Genomic DNA, 16,318 nt, shown 5'->3' on the forward strand with positions numbered 1-16,318 from the left:
ACCCGGCACGGCACCCGCTGGTCAGACCGGGACCGTCCCGCCGCAAGGCAGGACTATCGATCGTGCGCTCACTACAGCGCACTGAAAGGTAACGGCAGGGGTCAGGTCACGGGGGCGGATGTGACTGGCGGTCTTGCCGCGGAGTGCGGTTTCCAGCCGGTCGCGGGCGTCGGTGTGGGTGGCGATGCGTTCGTTGAGGACTGCCAGGCGGTCCAGCGCGACGCGCAGGCCGGCGGGTGAGGGTGGCGCGGCGGCGACATCGCCGTCCAGGCAGGGCAGGAACACGCGCACGTCGTCGAGGGTGAGTCCGGCGGCCAGCAGGTGGCGGATGTTGCGGACCCGCACCGCGGCTTGCTCGTCGTAGCTGCGGTAGCCGTTGGCGGCTCGTTCGGAGGAGATCAGCCCGGCCTGTTCGTAGTGGCGCAGGGCCCGGGCGGTCGTTCCTGTCGCCTTGGCCAGCTCACCGATCCGCACGCTGTCTCCTCCCGGGTCACTCCTGTCACGCCACGACCGCTCCGCCGTCGATCGGCAGCACCACTCCGGTGACGAAGGATGCCGCTGGTGCGGCCAGCTGGGTGATCGCCCAGGCTACCTCCTCGGGGCGGCCGATCCGGGCCAGTGGGGTGTGCGCCAGTTGCCACTGCCGGACTGCGGCCGACTGCTGCGGCGTCAGGCCCTGGTGCTCGCCGATGGGGGTGTCGACCGCGCCCGGGGCGACCGCGACCACCCGGATCCCGCGGGGTGCCAACTCGACCGCCCAGCTGCGGGTCAACGTCTCCAGCGCGGTCTTGGTCGCGGCGTAGACCGAGTTGCCGGGCCAGGCCCGCTGCCCCACCGCCGTGCTGACGTTGACGATCACCCCGGCCGAGGCCTCCAGCAGCGGCAGCGTGGCCTGGGTCAACAGGATCGGCGCGACGAGGTTGGTGGCGATCTGCGGTGCGATCAGCTGTGGGGTCAGTGCGCCGAGGGCGCCGCCGCGCACGATGCCGGCGTTGTTGACCAGCACGTCCAATCGGCCGTATGCCTGCGACACCGCCAGGGCGATCTGCTCGGGGCCGTCCTCCGCGGTGATGTCGACGGGCAGCGGCGTGATCCGGTGGTGCCCGGCCGCGGTCTCCTTGAGCGGTTCGCTTCGCCGTCCGATCGCGACCACGTGGGCGCCCTCGGCGGCGAAGGCGCGGGCGGTGGCCCGGCCGATGCCGGTGCCGGTGCCGGCGCCGGTGACGGCGACGATGCTGTCGCTTCGCGGTGCGGTGCTGTCCATGCCGGTCATCGTGCAACGCTGCCGCCTGCGGCAAGGTCAACCTCTCGCCGGGAAGAGTGCATGCGGCGCCAGGGGCGGACCCGGCCAGGTGCGCGCATCCGGGCTGCGTCGGACCGATCACCCGACAGGTGGGTCGCGTTCATGCACGGCGCGGGCGGGCAGGGTCCGCGCTGGGGCCGGGTGCCGGCGGTGCCATCGGTGCGCTACCGCTCCGCACCTGGCCGCAACTCACCTGTCGGGTGATCGGTCCGATGTCAGGGAGCGTCGGAGGTCGGCGGTCGAACGGGCACGAGGGGGAGCTTCATGGCGAAGGACGAGAAGGACAAGGCGGCGGAGGATGCCCCCAAGAAGGGCGGCAAGAAGAAGCTCATCATGATCCTCGCGATCGTCCTGGTCGCGCTCGCCGGCGGTGGCGCCGGTGGGTACTTCATGTTCGCGCCGAAGAAGGCGGAGGCCGAGGTCCTCGTGGCCGGTGCCGTCGTGCCGCTGGACGCGGTCACGATCAACCTCGCCGACGGGCACTACCTGAAGCTGAAGATGACGCTGCAGGCGACCGACAAGGCGGCCGAGGCCCCGGACGGCAGCAAGGCGCTCGACGCCGCGATCTCGCTGTTCAGCAACATGGACTCCAAGGAGCTGCTGACCAACGAGGGCCGCGAGAAGTACAAGACGCAGCTCAAGGAGAGGGTCGTCAAGGCCTACACGGTCGACAAGGAGAAGGAGGTCATGGACGTGTACTACACCACGTTCGTGATCCAGTAGTCAGTGCGGGGCCCGGGCGGTCCGGCTCAGGCGGACGGCCGGCGGAGCGTGAGGTACGGCACAGCGCCCGGCTCGGGCTCGTAGCGGTCGACCTCGGCGAAGCCGCGCGCCTCCGCGAACCGGACACCGCCGGCGTTCGCCGCCCAGACCACCGTTTCGACCGCGGGGGCGGCGTGGCCGGCGGCCTGACGCATCGCCCGCTCGTACAGCGCCGAACCCAGCCCACGCCCCCGCCACCGGGGCAGGACCCGGACGATCACCGTGGACGCCCCGCCGTCGGCCTCGGGCGGGCGGACGGTGGTGCAGCCGACGAGCACGTCACCGTCGTAGGCGACCTCCAGCAGATACCTGCCGACGCGTTCGCGCGCCTCGTCCGCCGACATCGCGGCGTCCGGCACGACCGTGTTGTGCACCAGCCGCCAGTCCTCGAGCGTGGCGTCGTCGGTGACCGGTCCGATCCGCAGGCTCGACATGGCGTGACCATACGACAGCGGCGCCCGGCACGATGGCCGGGCGCCGCTGAAGCGCTTCGCGTGAAGACTTACAGAGCCCGACGGCCCCGACCGGCGAAGCCGGCAACCAGCGCCACACCGACGGCGGCGAGCAGCACCTGCACGACGAGCTCGCCCCAGTCGACGCCGGGCGTGTCGGTCGCGATGCCGATCGCGTTGGCCAGGACCGTGCCCAGCAGCGCGGCGACGACGCCGACGACCATGGTCAGCAGGATCGACATGTGCTGCCGGCCCGGGACCACGAGCCGCCCGAGCGCACCCACGATCAGACCGACGATCAGCGCGGTGATGATCCCAGTGACGGTCATTGCTCCTCCTGAACTTCGTAGCTTCCTGTGTGCCTCGGCCCTCTCCCGCTCCGCCTCGGCTCTGCTTCAGTGATGCCCGTGGGTTCCTGATCCGAAACCGATCGCACCCGTCCCCGATCGGGGACGGGTAATTCGTTGTACGGCGGGCGGGGCGCCTCCCTACCCTGGGCGGACCATGTCGACCACCAAGCGGCCCGATCCGCGCCTCGCCCGCACCGACGACTCCTGGCTGACCCTTCCCAACCCGCACGGCGTGCCGGTCGAGATCTGCGCGGGACCCGAGGTGCCGATCGAGCCCGCCGCCATCGACGAGCTGCTCACCGTTGTGGAGACGGCGGCCACGCTCGCCGCGATGGGCGCGAGTCTGGACCGGGTCGTGTGCACCCCCGACTTCCACAAGGGCGCCGGGATCCCGATCGGCACCGTCCTGCAGACCACCGGCGCCCTCATCCCGCAGGCGGTCGGCAACGACATCAACTGCGGCATGCGGGTCGAAGCCACGTCGCTGACCGTCGACCGGGTCCGGCCGCACCTGGACCGCCTGGAGCAGCACCTGCGACACCTGTTCTTCGAGGGCGGCCGGCGCATCGGCCTCACCCCCGCCCACCGCGAGGGCCTGCTCCGCGACGGGCTGCCGGGCCTGCTGTCCGCGGGTCTGCTCGGCGACGGGGCCTGGGCACAGGTGTCCCCGGAAGACCTCTCCCCGGACAACCTGCACGCCGCCGGGCACCCCGTCGCGTCCGCCGACGGTTTCCGCGACTGGATCAACAGCGGCGGCTCCGGCGGCGGCACCAGCTACGACAGCATCATCGGCAGCGTCGGCGGCGGCAACCACTTCGCCGAGCTGCAGTACGTCTCGGAGATCCACGACGGCGCGGCCGCCTACGCCTGGGGGCTCGCCCCGGGACGGGTGATGCTGATGGTGCACACGGGGTCGCTGTCCCTGGGCCACCAGGCCAACTCCACCGGCCAGGACCAGGCCCGCGCCCTGTGGCCCCAGGGCATGCCGATGCCGCGCAACCGCATCCTGCCCATGCTGCTGTCCGGCGACGAACGCCGCATCGAGAAGTACCTGACGGCGTTCGCGAACGCGGCCAACTTCGCCATCGGCAACCGCTTCTTCCTGGCCCTGATGATGCGGGCCGGCCTCTCCGCCGTCGCCGGTCAGGTCGATTCGCGCCTGGTGTACGAGTCGCCGCACAACCTCCTGTGGCCCTCCGCCGACGGCACTGTCGTGCACCGCAAGGGCGCCACCCCGGCGGCAGGCCCCGGCGAGCCGGCCCCGTGGGGGGAGCCGGTCATCGTGCCGGGCTCGATGGGTGCCCCCAGCTACCTGCTGCGCGGCCTCGGCAACCCGCGCGCCCTGCAGAGCGCCTGCCACGGCGCCGGCCGCAGCGTCCCGCGCGGCTCCGCCTCCCGCGGCAGCGACGCCGAGCTCGACGCGTTCCTGGAGGAGTTCCGCGTGGTGACCCCGCTGAACCACCGCGACCCGGCCCTCGCCGGCCGCCGCGACATCCTCGACGCCTGGCGCCGCGACCTCAAGCAGGAGGCGCCGTGGGCGTACAAGGAGGTGGGCCCGGTCGTCCGCACCCTGGAGACCGCAGGCGTGGCCATGCCGGTCGCCGAGCTCCGCCCCCTTCTCACCGTCAAGGGCTGACCTCTGGTGCCGCGGGCCACGCCGGGACGTGGCAGGCGGTGCCCGTGAGGTGGCCCGGTCGGGCAGCTCCGCCGGGACGTCGACCGTGATCTGCAGGGCGCCCGGCGGTGGTCAGGCGGTCGAGGCGAGGGACTGCTCGACCCAGCGGCGCAGGACGGTGGCGTTGGCGGCGCCGGACTGGCGGGCGACGACCTTGCCGTCCTTCACGATCATGAGGGTGGGCACGGCGCGGACGTCGAAGCGGCGCGACAGGCCGGGGGCCTTGTCGATGTCGACCTTCACGAGCTTGACCGTGCCGGCGAGCTCGGTGGCGACCTGCTCCAGGGCGGGGCTCACCGCGCGGCACGGGCCGCACCAGGTGGCCCACAGGTCGACGAGGACCGGGGTCGACGAGCGCTCGGCGACCTCGGCGAACGTGTCGTCACCGGCGTCGACGATCCACGGCAGCTTCGCGCCGCAGCTGCCGCAGGCGGGTCGGCCCGACGCCGCCGCCGGGACCCGGTTCCGTTTGCCGCATGCCGTGCACGCCACGATGTTGCCCGCCACCAGTCACTCCCGTTCACTCTGGACGCAGCTCAGACCCCCGCAGGTGCAAGCGCCGCTCGTACCGGCGAAATTCCCGCGACACGCGTCAGGACGTGCGGAGCTTGCGGACGGCGAGGGTCACGGCGCCGGCGGCGAGCAGGACGCCGACGGCGGTGCCCGCCGGGCCGCTGAAGCGGTCGACCTCCTGCCAGCGCTCGGCGAGCATCCAGCCGGCGCCGATGAACAGGGCGTTCCACACGCCCGAGCCGGCGGTGGTCAGCAGCACGAACTTCGGCAGCCGCATCCGCTCGATCCCCGCCGGGATCGACACGAGGCTGCGCAGCACCGGCACGCACCGTGACAGGGCCACGACCCACGAGCCGTGCCGGTGGAAGAGCCTCCGGCCGCGCTCCAGGTCGCGCTGCCCGGCGAGCAGGAACCAGCGGCGCCCCGCGAGCCGGTGCAGCCGCTCGTATCCGAGGCGGGCGCCGAGCCAGTAGAGCAGCAGCGACCCGGCGACGGCCCCGGCGGTCGCGCACAGCCAGACGAGCACCGGGTGCATGGCGCCGGCCCGCGCCCGGAAGCCCGCCAGCGGCAGGATCAGCTCCGACGGGATCGGCGGGACCAGGGTCTCCAGGGCGATGAGCAGCCCGACCCCGACGGGGCCCAGCTGATCGATGACGGCGAAGATCCAGTCTGTCATCGCATGGAGCCTACCCGCGGGCAGGCTCAGACGCTGGTCGCCATGGGGCCGCCGAGCCAGGCGACGGCGTCGGTGAGGGCGGCGACCGGGTCGACGTCGGTGCCGCGGCTGTCCGCATACGCGCGGTGCAGGTTGGGCACGAGCCGCTCCGCGTCGGCCCAGCCGGCGAACTCGCCGAGGTCGCAGCCGCGGGCGGCCTCGAGCGGGGTCAGCCCGGCCCGCATGCCCGCGTCGGCGGTGTCGAGGACGAGCCGAAGGTACCGCCGGATCCGGTCGAACACGGGATCGATGTCGGCGGCGGTGAGCAGCGGCCCGTGCCCCGGGACGAGATGGTCGGGCCCGAACGAGGCGAGCCAGTCCAGGGCCGCGATCGCGCCGGTGACGGAGCCCATGAACACCAGCGGGGTGAGGCCGTTGAAGACGAGGTCGCCGGCGAAGAGGACCCGCTCCTCGGGCAGCCACGCGACGAGGTCGCCGGTCGTGTGCGCGGGCCCGCCGGGGTGCACGACGTCGACCCGGCGCTGTCCGATGTGGACGGTGAGCCGGTCCTGCACGGTGATGTCGGGGAGCCTGCGGGTGACGGCGCCCCAGTCGGGGACGGGCTGCCACAGCGGCGGGCAGCCGTCGATGACCGGGTCGACGCGCAGCCCTTCGCGCATGAGCTCGTGGCCGACGATGACGGTGGCGGCGGGCAGGAGGCTGTTGCCATAGGTGTGGTCGCCGTGCAGGTGCGTGTTGACGGCGAGGCGGACCGTGCCGCCGGCGGTCGCGTCGTGCACGGCGGCGAGGAAGCGCCTGGTGCGGGCCTCGGTCGCGCAGGTGTCGACCAGCAGGACCTGGTCACCACCGGCGACGACGCCGGCGTTGTTGAGCCACCACGTGCCGTCGGCCTGGACCCACGCGTGCACCCCGGGCACGACCTCGTGCAGCGACATGCCCCGCAGCGTACCCCCCGGCCGCAGGCGACCGTTGTCAAGGCCGCCGGCGCAGCGGGATGTCGCCGGGGGTGATGAGGCCGAGCCTGACCAGGTCGAAGTCCAGGTCGCGCTCCCACTCGACGCGCGGCGCGACGAGCTGGCCGCCACTCTGCGCGAACGTCAGGTGCGCGGCCCCACCGGCCGAGCCCAGGAACAGGCCCGGGCGGCGGCTGGCGCCGAACCCGCCGAGCGTCTCCAGGCGCCGCGGGCGCTGCCCGTCGACGAGCGCCGCGGCCCAGCGCCAGGGGGCGGCGTTCGCCATGAGGGCGGTCGCGTTGGTGGTCCACTTGTCGGTCCACTCCCGCAGCCGGAAGCTCTCCGGCAGCCCCTGCAGCACGCGCGCGGTGGCCCGGTCGGTGGTGACGCCGCACATGTCCAGGACGTCCAGGGCGTGGCCGGCCAGCAGCGCGTCGACGACCGCGCCGGCGTCGGCGAACGCGCCCCACAGCTCGTCGACGCCGGTGGCGGGGGACTGCCAGTACTGCGGCATCCGGTCCCAGCGGTGATACGCCGACGCGCCCGCGACCCGCGTGAGGCCCGCCCGCAGGCCGCCGCCGGGGACCACGCCGACCGTGAGCCAGATGCCCTTGCCCGCCGGTTTCGCCGGCGGCACGACCTCCCGCAGCAGCACCTGGACGCGACCGGCGAGCCGGCCGCCGGTCCGGTCGCGCGGGAACCACCACCGGATCCCGGGCAGGAACAGCCCGGCGACGGTCTCGTCGAGGTCCTCCGCCTGCCGCTCCGACAGCACCGGCAGCAGCGCCGGGTCGAGTGCCACGTCGACGGGGACCCGGCCGCTGGTCAGCTTCGACGTCGCCAGGCGCTGCAGCCGGGCGCGGCGGCGGCCCTCGGCCTCGACCGCGGGGACGACGGACCAGGTCGCCTCCCACTGCGCCCAGTCCTCGACGGCGGCGACGACGTCCTCGGGGAACACCGAGTGGAACTGGCCGGACGGCACCGCGAGCGGGTCGCCGTGCTCCAGCGGCCGCGCGTCGCCCGGGCGGCGCTCGTAGAACGCGGCGGTGAACCCGAGCACGGCCGTCGGGTCCGGCAGGGCCCGCACCTGCTCCCAGTCGCCGACGCGGTCGCCGGGCCGGATGTCGGCGACGGTCACGACCGCGTAGGCCTCGTCGCCCGGCATCCGCACCCAGGCGCCCGGCTCCACCGGACTCGCCGACCATTGGCGCGGCGCCTGGCGGACCACCGGCTCCAGGCCGGACCGGCGCAACGCGTCGACCGCTGCGGTCAGGGACGTCTCCACGGGGAACACCATAAGGTGAGATCATGGACGAGCTGCAGGGGAGCTTGGCGGGGCCGGTCGCCCGTGGCGCGGTGCCCGGCCTGGTGGCCGCGGTCGCCGGCGCGGACGGGCCGGTCCGGATCGAGGTGCTGGGCACGACGTCGACCGGGCCGGACGCGGTGCCGATGCGCCGTGACACCCCCGTCCGGCTGACGTCGGTGACGAAGCCGATCGTCGCGGCGGCCGCGATGACGCTGGTCGAGGACGGGCTGCTCGCCCTCGACGAGCCCGTCGACCGGCTGCTGCCGGAGCTCGCCGGCCCGCGGGTGCTGCGCCGCCCCGACGGCGACGTCGACGACACGGTGCCGGCGCGGCGGGCGATCACCGTCGAGGACGTGCTCACCTACCGCATGGGTCACGGGCTGCTGCTCGACCCGGCGGCCGACCCGCCGATCAACCCGCCGGTGCCGGTCGTCCGGGCCGCCGACGCGCTCGACCTGGCCATCGTCCGGCCCGACCCGCGGACCCCGCACGACGTCGACGAGTGGATGCGCCGGTTCGCCACCCTGCCGCTGCTGTTCCAGCCGGGGGAGCGCTGGGCGTACAGCACCAGCGGCCACGTCCTCGGGGTGCTGGTCGCGCGGGCGGCCGGGATGCGGCTGGGCGACGCGCTGCGCGAGCGGCTGTTCGAACCGCTCGGCATGACCTCCACCGGCTTCTCGCTGCCGCCGGAGCGGGCCGCCGAGCTGCCGGCCGTGTACTTCCAGGGCGTCCGGCAGACGGACGTGGCGACCGCGGCGGCCTGGACCCGCGAGCCGGCGTTCCCCGACGGCGCCGCCGGGCTGGCGTCCACTGTGGACGACATGGTGGCGTTCGGCCGGCACCTGCTGCGTGGCGGCCCGGCGCTGCGGGCGATGACGGTGAACCACCTGACACCGGCCCAGATCGAGGGCGGCGGGATGCTGCTCGGCGGGCACGGCTGGGGGTACGGCATGGCGGTCCACGCCGACGGCACCTACGGCTGGGACGGCGGCTACGGCACGTCGTGGAGCAACAGCCCGGCGACCGGCACGGTGCGGGTCCTGCTGACCCAGGTGTCCGACGTGCTCTTCGACGGCACGGTGCAGGAGTTCACGCGCCGCGCGGTGTCCGCGCCTCCATCGGGGGGCTGAGCTTCTCGGCGGCCCTGGCACGCTGTGCGGTGGCCGGCCGCCCGGACTTGAGGCGCGCCGCGCCGGAGGGTGGGGTCGCTTGCGGCGTGCCGTTTGCCCGTGGGGTCTGCGCGCCGTTGGCCGGTGCCGGGTTCGACGGGCCGCGGGCCAGGCGTTTGCGGGCGCGGTTGCCGCACGGGTCGGCGGAGCACCAGCGGCGGGTGCCGGTGTGCGACGCGTCCAGGAACAGCGCGCCGCACGACGGGTCGGCGCACGCCCGCACCCGCGCGGCGGCGGGCGACGTGACCAGGTCGAGGGCGTCGCGGGCGACCAGCGCCAGGGTGGCCGTGACCGGGTCGGCGGCCTGCCAGCGCGGCACCCCACCGGCGTCGAGGAACGGCACCGGCACCGACCGGGCCGCGGCGTCGTTGACCGCGTCCCGCACCTGGGCGGGCACCCCGGCCGCACCGGCCACGACCAGCGCGTGGACCGCCTCGCGGAGGCGCCGCGCGCCGGCGACGATCGGCGCGGGCACGCTGCTGCCGGCCGGCGGCGCGACCGGGCCGAACTGCCGGACCCACGCCGCGAGCGCCGGGCCGTCGGGCAGGTCCTCGACCGGCGTGCCGCTGGCGCGGTCGCGCAGCGTGTGGACGAAGTCCAGACACAGCCGTCCTGTGCCCTGGCGAAAGGACATTGACGCAGCATAGCCGGTACAGTGCGGCCCGTGACTGTGACCGGGCCGGGGTACACGTGGCGGGGCGCGTTCACCGACGCTGAGGTGGAGTCGCTGCACGCCGAGGGCTTCGGCCACCCGCCGACCGGCAGCGCGTGGTGGGCCCGGGTCAACCGGCACAGCCTCGGCTGGGTCTGCGCCCGCGCGGAAGGCCGGCTGGTCGGGTTCGTCAACGTGGCCTGGGACGGCGCGTCCCACGCGTTCGTGCTCGACACCGTCGTCTCGTCCGCCGGCCGGCGCCGCGGCGTCGGCACGGGCCTCGTCGCCGCGGCCGTCCAGGGTGCCCGCGCCGGCGGCTGCGAGTGGCTCCACGTCGACTTCGAGGACCACCTGCGCGGCTTCTACCTGGCGTCGTGCGGCTTCACCCCGACCGGTGCCGGCCTCATCAAACTTTGAGCGGGGTTGCGGGCGCTGCCCGTACACCTGCAGAATGGACGACATGATCCGCACTCACCGGAAGGGCGCGTCCGCCCTCGCGCGTTGACCGCCACGGCGCGGCGTGCCGCCGCTGCCCCCACCCTCCGCCAGTCCGCCGCCCGTGAAACCCGGGTCCTCGAGCTGTGGCATCGCGCGGAGCCGATCCGCGACGAGTGGCTCGAAGCAGCCCGGTCCACCGGCCCGGCCGACCGGGCGACCACCGAACACCTCATCGCCGGCATCTACCGCCGGCAGCACCGGCGCGTGCCGGTGTTCCGCTGGGTCGCCTCGCCACGACAGGCGCTACCCCTGCTCACCGGGCTGCCGACGCACGAGGTCCTGCAGTCCTGGGTCCGCGACCGGCGTCCACGAGGGACACCACCGGTCGCCGGCGACATCGCCGCCGGCCTGGCCCGCCTGCGCGGCGCGCTCGACGACGCCGTCGAGCACACCGAGCTGACCGCGGCGGCGGCGAAGAAGCCGTGGCCGGTCCTCCCGCCGCGACAGGCCCTGCAGGCAGGGGTCCCGCTGCTGGAGGTCCTGCACCGGTCGCTGCACGAGCCCCTTGCCGCCGGCCTCACCTGGCCGGTGCGGTCCGCCCTGAGTCCACACAGGACGGTGCCGGTCTGCTGGTACGGCCAGCAGGACGCGACCTGGATCGGCTTCTACGACACGATCCGTAAGCTGGGCCTCGCCAGGTTCCGCCCGCACGACGACGCGCACCTCGACGAGTGGGCCGCCCTGGCCCGCGCCGCCGGCTGGTGGTGGCCCGGCGACGACCTGTGCGTCCTCGTCGAACGCCCTTCGCAGGTCGCCCCACGCCGCGTCGGCTACCGCGACGGCACCACCATTACCTGGTGACGCCGCTCAACGTCACCTGGTGACGCTGCTCAACGTCACCTGGTGACGCCGCTCAACCGAGGCTGAGCCCGTGCTCCTGCAGGGCCTCCTGCAGGAGCCGCAGCGCCTTCGGTCCGACGCCGTGCAACCCGGCCAGCCGCACACGGGGGACGCCGGCCACGTCACGCAGTGACGTGTACCCGGCGTCGTGCAGCGCCCGGGTCGCCGGCGCGCCGATCTTCGGCAGCGTGTCGAGGTCGGGTTTCGCGGTCATTCGGGTTCATCCAGGGTCATTCAGCGTCATCCCGGGTCATCCAGGGTCATTCGGGGAGCTCGACGCCCGACAGGGAGGCGCAGGCGGCGAGGAGGCCGTCCTGGACGGACCGGTCGTACGCGGCCGGGTTGGCCTTCAGGCCGGCGCGGCGCTTGAAGTAGCGGCCGGTGACCGTCGCGGCCGGGTCGTCGGAGGTCGCCAGCCAGACCTGGGTCTCGGCGCCCTCCGGCAGCCCGTCGGTGGCGTTGGGGCCGCCGAGCTTCGTGCGGATCCAGCCCGGGTCGACGGCGTTGCTGCGCACCTGCGGCCACAGCCGCGCGACCGCGAACGCGAGCGCCACGTCGTGCAGTTTCGAGTCGCTGTACGCCTGCATGCCGTGCCATGGTTTGCGCTCGTACTGCAGGTCGTCGAGGTCGGCGACCCCGACCGACTCCAGGCCGGAGGTGAGGTAGACCAGGCGCGACGGCTTCGGCATGAGCGCGGTCAGCACGTACGGCGCGAGCACGTTCACCTGGAACGTCCGCTCCAGGCCGTCGCCGGTGGTGCGCCGCTCGTCCTGCCCGCCGATGCCCGCGTTGTGCACGACCACGTCGAACTGCCCGGCGTCCCGCCCGAGGGCCTTCGTCTCCGCCAAGGACGCGAGGTCCCCGACGACCACCGGCACGCCCGGCAGCCCGGCCGCCGCGGCCCGCTCCGCGCTGCGCGCGTGCAGCACCACCTCGTGCCCGAGCCGCAGCAACTGCTCCGCGGTCTCCAGCCCGATCCCGTCCGTCGACCCTGTCACCAGTACCCGTGCCATACCCGACATTCTAGGATCGGCCGATGGCTGACTTCGTCCGGCGGTACTTCCGCGGACCTCACCTGGTGTGGGCGAAGGCGACCAGGCTCGTCGCCGACGACGACCGCGGCCTGCTGCTGTGGCTGCCCGCAGGCGCCGAGTTCGCGTGCCGGGTCGACGCGGACGGACGGCCGCTGCGGGCCGCGCCGACGGTGGACGCCTACGGCGCGGCGCCGCTCGCGACCCGGACGTGGCGCGGCTACGACGTCCTGTTGCTGCACCCGCCCGGCGCCGCGCACTCGGTGTGGTGGTTCTTCGCCGGCGGCGAGTTCGCCGGCTGGTACGTGAACCTTGAGTCCCCGGCGGTCCGCCGCGACGGCGGGATCGACGTCGTCGACCACCATCTCGACATCGAGGTGGCTCCCGACCGGCGCTGGCGGTGGAAGGATGAGGACAAGTTCACCGCCTGCATCGGCCGCCCTGGCTTCTGGAGCGCCGAGCAGGCCGCGGTGATCCGGGCCGAGGGTGAGCGGGTCGCCGCGGCCGTCGACGCGGGACGGTTCCCGTTCGACGGGACGTGGTGCGACTTCAGCCCGGGCGAGTGGCCGCTGCCGCAGCTACCCGCGGAAGGTGCGGCGGAGGTCGGCGACCCACTCGGACGGTAGCTCCCAGGGGATGAAGTGGCCGCCGCGGTCGTGGGCGGTGACGTTGACATGGTGGTACCAGGGGGCGCGGTCGCTGGCGAGGAACTGGTCGACGCGCTGCTGGGTGGTGGTGACGCCGGGTGGGTTCTCGTGGCCGACGAAGGTGATTCCGGTGGGGGCCTCGACGACCGGCCGCCGGTCGTGTGAGGGCTGCCACGGGTAGCGGTTGTTGTTGGCGTACGTGCGGATCGAGCTCCCGATCGACCCGCCGGCCCAGATGATGGTCGCGTGGGTGAGCAGGTCGTCCTTGGAGAACACGGTCTCGATGTCGCCGCCGTTGTCTGACCACGCGGTCCAGCGGCGCAGCACCCAGGCGAGCATGCCGGCGGGTGAGTCGTTGAGCGCGTAGGCGAGCGTGTCGGGGTCCAGGACGTGCACGGCGAGGTGCACCGCGAAGCGCCGGTCGAGAGCCAGGATCCGCTCGTACACCTCCGGCGGCAGGCCATCGGGGATCGGCCTGCCGCCGGAGAAGTCCCACGCCCGGTCGCCGGTGAAGAAGTCCAGCCTCAGCGCGGAGCCGATGTGGATGCCGTGCAGGTGGCCGGCGTACTTGTGGCCGAGCTGCCCGGTGACGAGCGCCCCGACGTCGCAGCCGGCCGCAGCGTACCGGTCGTGGCCGAGGACGCCGGTCATCAGCTGGTGCCAGACGTCGGCGATCTTCCAGAAGTTCATGTCGGGGTGCCCGGTCAGCGGGGTGGAGAACCCGAACCCCGGCAGCGACGGCACGATGACGTCGAACGCCTCGGCCGGGTCGCCGCCGTGCGCCGCGGGGTCGGCGAGCGCGTCGACGACCTTCGACCAGTGCCAGAACGTCCACGGCCAGCCGTGCGACAGGATCAGCGGCGTCGGCTCGGGTCCGGTGCCGGGCCGGCGCATGAAGTGCACGGGCACGCCGCCGACGTCGACGCGGTAGTGCTCGTAGGCGTTGATGGCCCGTTCGGCGGCGCGCCAGTCGTACCCGTCGGCCCAGTACTCGACGAGCGCCCGCAACTGGCCGGGCGGCACGCCGTAGAACCCGTCGTCGTTGCCGGTCTGCACCGGCCAGCGGGTGGCCTTGAGCCGGGCCGTGAGGTCGTCGAGGACCCCGTCGGGCACGTGGATCGGCTGCGGGATCAGGTTCATGACGCTCCCAGCGAGATGATGCGGGCGAGGGCGGGCATGGCACGGGCGATCGCGTCCTGCTCGCCGGCGTCGAGCCCGGCGATGAGCTCGGCGAGCCGGTCGACCCGGCTCTGGTGCCGCGACCGCACGATGTCGGCGCCCGCGTCGGTCAGCGTGACGAGGACCGCCCGCCCGTCGGTCGGGTCCGGCCGCCGCCGCACGAGGCCGTCCTCCTCCAGCCGCTGCACGAGGCTGGTGATGCCGGGCTGGGTGAGCTGCTCCGTCGCCGTCAGCGCGGTCAGCCGCATCGGCCCGCGCCGCGACAGCGTGTGCACCACCGACAGCGCGCTGAACCCGAGCCGCTGCACCATCGGCAGCCGGATGAACAGGGTGTTGAAGTCCTCGATGAGCGTCGTCAGCTCGTCGACCTGTGCCGTCTCCATCCGATGAACTGTATCGAGAATCTATATAAAAATTCAATGTGTCAATCATGCGGGGTGTGGAGGCACATACGCTCACCGGATAGCTCCGCCGCGGCCGTGGCCTCGGCCTGCGCCGCGCGCTGTCCGGCGGTGGCACGGAGCCGGCGAGGCGGTCCACGGCTGCTGTGACGACGACCCGCGCGAGGACCGTTCGTCGACGAGGCCGCCGACGACTGTGAGGAGCGCGTCCGCGAGTACACCGGCGCAACGGCGTGGCCATGGACGTAATGCCTATCGTACCGGTAGGATTCGATGGGATGGACCGGTGGGGTGGTCGCGCGGGGATACTGGTGCCGGCGCTGCTGTTCGTGGCGGCGATGGTGGCGCTGTTCCAGCGGTGGGAGGTGGTGTTCTGGGTGTGCGCCGGAGCGACGGTGCTCACCCAGTACGCCACCATTCACCGCGACTGAGCCGGTCCGCTACGGCGCTGACGAGCGGATGCCCGGCGACGTGACCACGTGACCCGGGGACGGTGTGCCGCCGTCCCCCGAGAGCGCGGCAGGGCTCGGCGAAAGCGAATGCGAAAGCGATCGCGAAGGCGACGGCGACGGCGGGGACGACGTCGGTGGCGACGTCGGGTCGTAGGAGCCGGACGGCGATGGCGGCACCACGGTCGGCGGCTGCTGCGGGTCCGAGGCGGCCGGACGCAGTGTGACGATCACGACGGCCACCAGCAACAGGATCGCGGCCACCCAGGCGGCCCGCTGCAGGAGTATGAACGCCGGGCCGCGCGCCGGCAGTGCGGTCGGGGGGACCGCCGGGCGTAGCCGCTCCGGGGTGACTCGGGCCGCCTGTGCGGCGAGGGTCGAGCGCAGGCGTCGCTCAAGGTCGGCGTTCATCGTGGTGCCTCCGACAGTGCGGCACGCAGGATCGTCAGCGCCCGGTTGGCCGTCGACTTCACGGTGCCGGGCGACACGTGCAGCACCTCGGCGATCTCCCTCTCGGACAGCTCCGACCAGTACCGCAGCACGACCACCTGGCGCTGCCGGACGGTCAGTCGGGCCAGCGCCGCGAGCACCTGCTGGTCCTCCTCCGGCAGCAGGGCCTCGTCCTCCGCGGCGGGCGCGGGTGACTGTGGCGGTGGCACGTAGGCGCGGGCACTGCGGCGCCGGCGCAGGACCGACCGTGCCGCGTTCATCACCCCCGCCGTGAGGTACGCGTGCGGGTCGGCGATCGCGCGCAGGTCCGCCCCGTGCCGCTGGTACAGCGCCGCGAACACGTCCTGCACGACGTCCTCGGCGGTGGGCAGGTCGTCGACCATGAGGACGGCCAGCCGCACCAGGCTGAGCCGCCGCGCGTGGTACAGCTCGTTGATCGCCGGCGGGCCGTCCCGGTGCGGGGTGCCCCGGGAAACGGACGCGCCGGACAGCACCGAGCGCAGCACGCGCAGCAGCGGCCAGGGCAGGCGGATCGTGAGCGTCATGGGGCTCGCAGGTCAGGGGGCAGGCAGGCGACGATACCGCGGTGGCGCACCGGGGTCACCGCAGCGGCGACGGCGACGGCAAGACCGACGACGACCGCGGCACCGGTGACGGTGCGGCCGACGACGGCACCGGCGACGGCACGGGTGACAGCGAGGCGGACGGCGACCGCGGCACGGGTGACGGCACGGCGGACGACGACGGCACCGGTGACGGTGTGGCCGGCGACGGCTCCGGCGAGGACGCGGCCGCCGACGTCACTAGTGACGGCGCCACCGGCGACGGCGACGGAGCGTCGTCGGCGAACGCGACGGCAGACACGGCGCCGATCGTGGCGACAGCGGCCGCGCACACGACGTATGCAGCGGAACGAACCTTCAGGCGCATCGCGGAACTCCAGTGGACGAGGTACGGCTCTCGCTGCGATAGACGCACGACGCCACTGGAGGTTGGCTCCGCGATGGTGACC

At 73.6% G+C, this 16,318-nt stretch carries 23 protein-coding genes; 7 read left to right on the forward strand and 16 right to left on the reverse strand.

Annotated features, from left to right (window positions below; genetic code table 11):
* Window positions 1-21 precede the first annotated feature (21 nt).
* Together ACFY3L_RS51075 and ACFY3L_RS51080 are read right to left on the reverse strand one after the other, a co-directional pair.
* Complete coding sequence (locus ACFY3L_RS51075) at window positions 22-474, reverse strand: MerR family transcriptional regulator (protein WP_389342025.1); 453 nt, start codon at window positions 472-474, stop codon at window positions 22-24.
* 25 nt (window positions 475-499) lie between these two features.
* A complete protein-coding gene (locus ACFY3L_RS51080; RefSeq protein ID WP_389342028.1) occupies window positions 500-1,264 on the reverse strand; it encodes an SDR family NAD(P)-dependent oxidoreductase in 765 nt (254 codons plus the stop codon).
* A 303-nt stretch (window positions 1,265-1,567) separates the two neighbouring features.
* Here ACFY3L_RS51080 and fliL point away from each other — a divergent pair, with 303 nt between their 5' ends.
* Window positions 1,568-2,026, forward strand: a complete 459-nt coding sequence (gene fliL / locus ACFY3L_RS51085; protein ID WP_389342031.1) for a flagellar basal body-associated protein FliL — start codon at window positions 1,568-1,570, stop codon at window positions 2,024-2,026.
* Between the two features lie 26 nt (window positions 2,027-2,052).
* On the opposite strand, the gene ACFY3L_RS51090 is transcribed toward fliL, so the two are convergent.
* Both ACFY3L_RS51090 and ACFY3L_RS51095 read right to left on the reverse strand, forming a co-directional pair.
* Window positions 2,053-2,499: a GNAT family N-acetyltransferase gene (locus ACFY3L_RS51090; RefSeq protein ID WP_389342034.1), complete on the reverse strand. Its 447-nt coding sequence runs from the start codon at window positions 2,497-2,499 to the stop codon at window positions 2,053-2,055.
* A gap of 68 nt (window positions 2,500-2,567) precedes the next feature.
* Window positions 2,568-2,846, reverse strand: a complete 279-nt coding sequence (locus tag ACFY3L_RS51095) for a GlsB/YeaQ/YmgE family stress response membrane protein (RefSeq protein WP_360561068.1) — start codon at window positions 2,844-2,846, stop codon at window positions 2,568-2,570.
* A gap of 175 nt (window positions 2,847-3,021) precedes the next feature.
* On the opposite strand from ACFY3L_RS51095, the gene ACFY3L_RS51100 reads away from it, so the two are divergent.
* Window positions 3,022-4,503, forward strand: a complete 1,482-nt coding sequence (locus tag ACFY3L_RS51100) for an RtcB family protein (protein ID WP_389342037.1) — start codon at window positions 3,022-3,024, stop codon at window positions 4,501-4,503.
* 111 nt (window positions 4,504-4,614) lie between these two features.
* On the opposite strand, the gene trxA is transcribed toward ACFY3L_RS51100, so the two are convergent.
* From trxA to ACFY3L_RS51120, 4 genes are all read right to left on the reverse strand, one after another.
* Entirely contained in the window at window positions 4,615-5,049 is a 435-nt protein-coding gene (gene trxA / locus ACFY3L_RS51105) for a thioredoxin (RefSeq protein WP_389342040.1), read from the reverse strand.
* 85 nt (window positions 5,050-5,134) lie between these two features.
* Complete coding sequence (locus ACFY3L_RS51110; protein ID WP_389342043.1) at window positions 5,135-5,731, reverse strand: DedA family protein; 597 nt, start codon at window positions 5,729-5,731, stop codon at window positions 5,135-5,137.
* 26 nt (window positions 5,732-5,757) lie between these two features.
* Window positions 5,758-6,666, reverse strand: coding sequence for an MBL fold metallo-hydrolase (locus ACFY3L_RS51115; RefSeq protein WP_389342046.1), 909 nt, complete (start codon window positions 6,664-6,666; stop codon window positions 5,758-5,760).
* A gap of 37 nt (window positions 6,667-6,703) precedes the next feature.
* Window positions 6,704-7,969 (reverse strand): hypothetical protein, encoded by a 1,266-nt coding sequence (locus ACFY3L_RS51120; protein WP_389342049.1) that lies wholly within the window; start codon window positions 7,967-7,969, stop codon window positions 6,704-6,706.
* Between the two features lie 23 nt (window positions 7,970-7,992).
* Between ACFY3L_RS51120 and ACFY3L_RS51125 the strand changes: the two genes are divergently transcribed.
* Window positions 7,993-9,120 carry a serine hydrolase domain-containing protein gene (locus ACFY3L_RS51125; RefSeq protein WP_389342052.1) on the forward strand — a complete coding sequence of 376 codons (1,128 nt, stop codon included), beginning with the start codon at window positions 7,993-7,995 and terminating at the stop codon, window positions 9,118-9,120.
* On the opposite strand, the gene ACFY3L_RS51130 is transcribed toward ACFY3L_RS51125, so the two are convergent.
* Entirely contained in the window at window positions 9,080-9,793 is a 714-nt protein-coding gene (locus ACFY3L_RS51130) for a CGNR zinc finger domain-containing protein (protein WP_389342055.1), read from the reverse strand. The two genes, ACFY3L_RS51125 and ACFY3L_RS51130, sit on opposite strands and share 41 nt — an antisense overlap.
* 30 nt (window positions 9,794-9,823) lie before the next feature.
* On the opposite strand from ACFY3L_RS51130, the gene ACFY3L_RS51135 reads away from it, so the two are divergent.
* Together ACFY3L_RS51135 and ACFY3L_RS51140 are read left to right on the forward strand one after the other, a co-directional pair.
* Entirely contained in the window at window positions 9,824-10,228 is a 405-nt protein-coding gene (locus ACFY3L_RS51135) for a GNAT family N-acetyltransferase (RefSeq protein ID WP_389342058.1), read from the forward strand.
* 84 nt (window positions 10,229-10,312) lie between these two features.
* On the forward strand, window positions 10,313-11,110 hold the full coding sequence (locus ACFY3L_RS51140) for a DUF6745 domain-containing protein (RefSeq protein ID WP_389342061.1): 798 nt from the start codon (window positions 10,313-10,315) through the stop codon (window positions 11,108-11,110).
* A 52-nt stretch (window positions 11,111-11,162) separates the two neighbouring features.
* Here ACFY3L_RS51140 and ACFY3L_RS51145 read toward each other — a convergent pair whose 3' ends face one another.
* Both ACFY3L_RS51145 and ACFY3L_RS51150 read right to left on the reverse strand, forming a co-directional pair.
* The gene (locus tag ACFY3L_RS51145) at window positions 11,163-11,363 is read right to left on the reverse strand and encodes a helix-hairpin-helix domain-containing protein (RefSeq protein ID WP_389342064.1); all 201 of its coding nucleotides are present in this window, start codon (window positions 11,361-11,363) and stop codon (window positions 11,163-11,165) included.
* A gap of 46 nt (window positions 11,364-11,409) precedes the next feature.
* The gene (locus ACFY3L_RS51150; protein WP_389342067.1) at window positions 11,410-12,162 is read right to left on the reverse strand and encodes an SDR family NAD(P)-dependent oxidoreductase; all 753 of its coding nucleotides are present in this window, start codon (window positions 12,160-12,162) and stop codon (window positions 11,410-11,412) included.
* Window positions 12,163-12,185: 23 nt separating this feature from the next.
* On the opposite strand from ACFY3L_RS51150, the gene ACFY3L_RS51155 reads away from it, so the two are divergent.
* Entirely contained in the window at window positions 12,186-12,806 is a 621-nt protein-coding gene (locus ACFY3L_RS51155; protein WP_389342070.1) for a DUF402 domain-containing protein, read from the forward strand.
* Here ACFY3L_RS51155 and ACFY3L_RS51160 read toward each other — a convergent pair.
* Window positions 12,759-13,967, reverse strand: coding sequence for an epoxide hydrolase family protein (locus tag ACFY3L_RS51160; protein WP_389342073.1), 1,209 nt, complete (start codon window positions 13,965-13,967; stop codon window positions 12,759-12,761). The genes ACFY3L_RS51155 and ACFY3L_RS51160 overlap by 48 nt on opposite strands.
* Window positions 13,964-14,389 (reverse strand): MarR family winged helix-turn-helix transcriptional regulator, encoded by a 426-nt coding sequence (locus ACFY3L_RS51165; RefSeq protein WP_389342076.1) that lies wholly within the window; start codon window positions 14,387-14,389, stop codon window positions 13,964-13,966. The genes ACFY3L_RS51160 and ACFY3L_RS51165 overlap by 4 nt, the downstream gene beginning before the upstream one ends.
* Window positions 14,390-14,685: 296 nt before the next feature.
* Here ACFY3L_RS51165 and ACFY3L_RS51170 point away from each other — a divergent pair, with 296 nt between their 5' ends.
* The gene (locus ACFY3L_RS51170) at window positions 14,686-14,838 is read left to right on the forward strand and encodes a hypothetical protein (protein ID WP_389342078.1); all 153 of its coding nucleotides are present in this window, start codon (window positions 14,686-14,688) and stop codon (window positions 14,836-14,838) included.
* 9 nt (window positions 14,839-14,847) lie between these two features.
* Here ACFY3L_RS51170 and ACFY3L_RS51175 read toward each other — a convergent pair whose 3' ends face one another.
* From ACFY3L_RS51175 to ACFY3L_RS51185, 3 genes are read right to left on the reverse strand one after another with little or no spacing between them, the layout of a single operon-like run.
* The gene (locus ACFY3L_RS51175; RefSeq protein WP_389342081.1) at window positions 14,848-15,267 is read right to left on the reverse strand and encodes a hypothetical protein; all 420 of its coding nucleotides are present in this window, start codon (window positions 15,265-15,267) and stop codon (window positions 14,848-14,850) included.
* Window positions 15,264-15,851 (reverse strand): RNA polymerase sigma factor, encoded by a 588-nt coding sequence (locus tag ACFY3L_RS51180; protein ID WP_389342084.1) that lies wholly within the window; start codon window positions 15,849-15,851, stop codon window positions 15,264-15,266. The genes ACFY3L_RS51175 and ACFY3L_RS51180 overlap by 4 nt, the downstream gene beginning before the upstream one ends.
* A complete protein-coding gene (locus tag ACFY3L_RS51185) occupies window positions 15,848-16,201 on the reverse strand; it encodes a hypothetical protein (protein WP_389342087.1) in 354 nt (117 codons plus the stop codon). The genes ACFY3L_RS51180 and ACFY3L_RS51185 overlap by 4 nt, the downstream gene beginning before the upstream one ends.
* Window positions 16,202-16,318 lie beyond the last annotated feature (117 nt).

The organism is Dactylosporangium sp. NPDC000521 (assembly GCF_042898305.1).
Taxonomy (GTDB): domain Bacteria; phylum Actinomycetota; class Actinomycetes; order Mycobacteriales; family Micromonosporaceae; genus Dactylosporangium.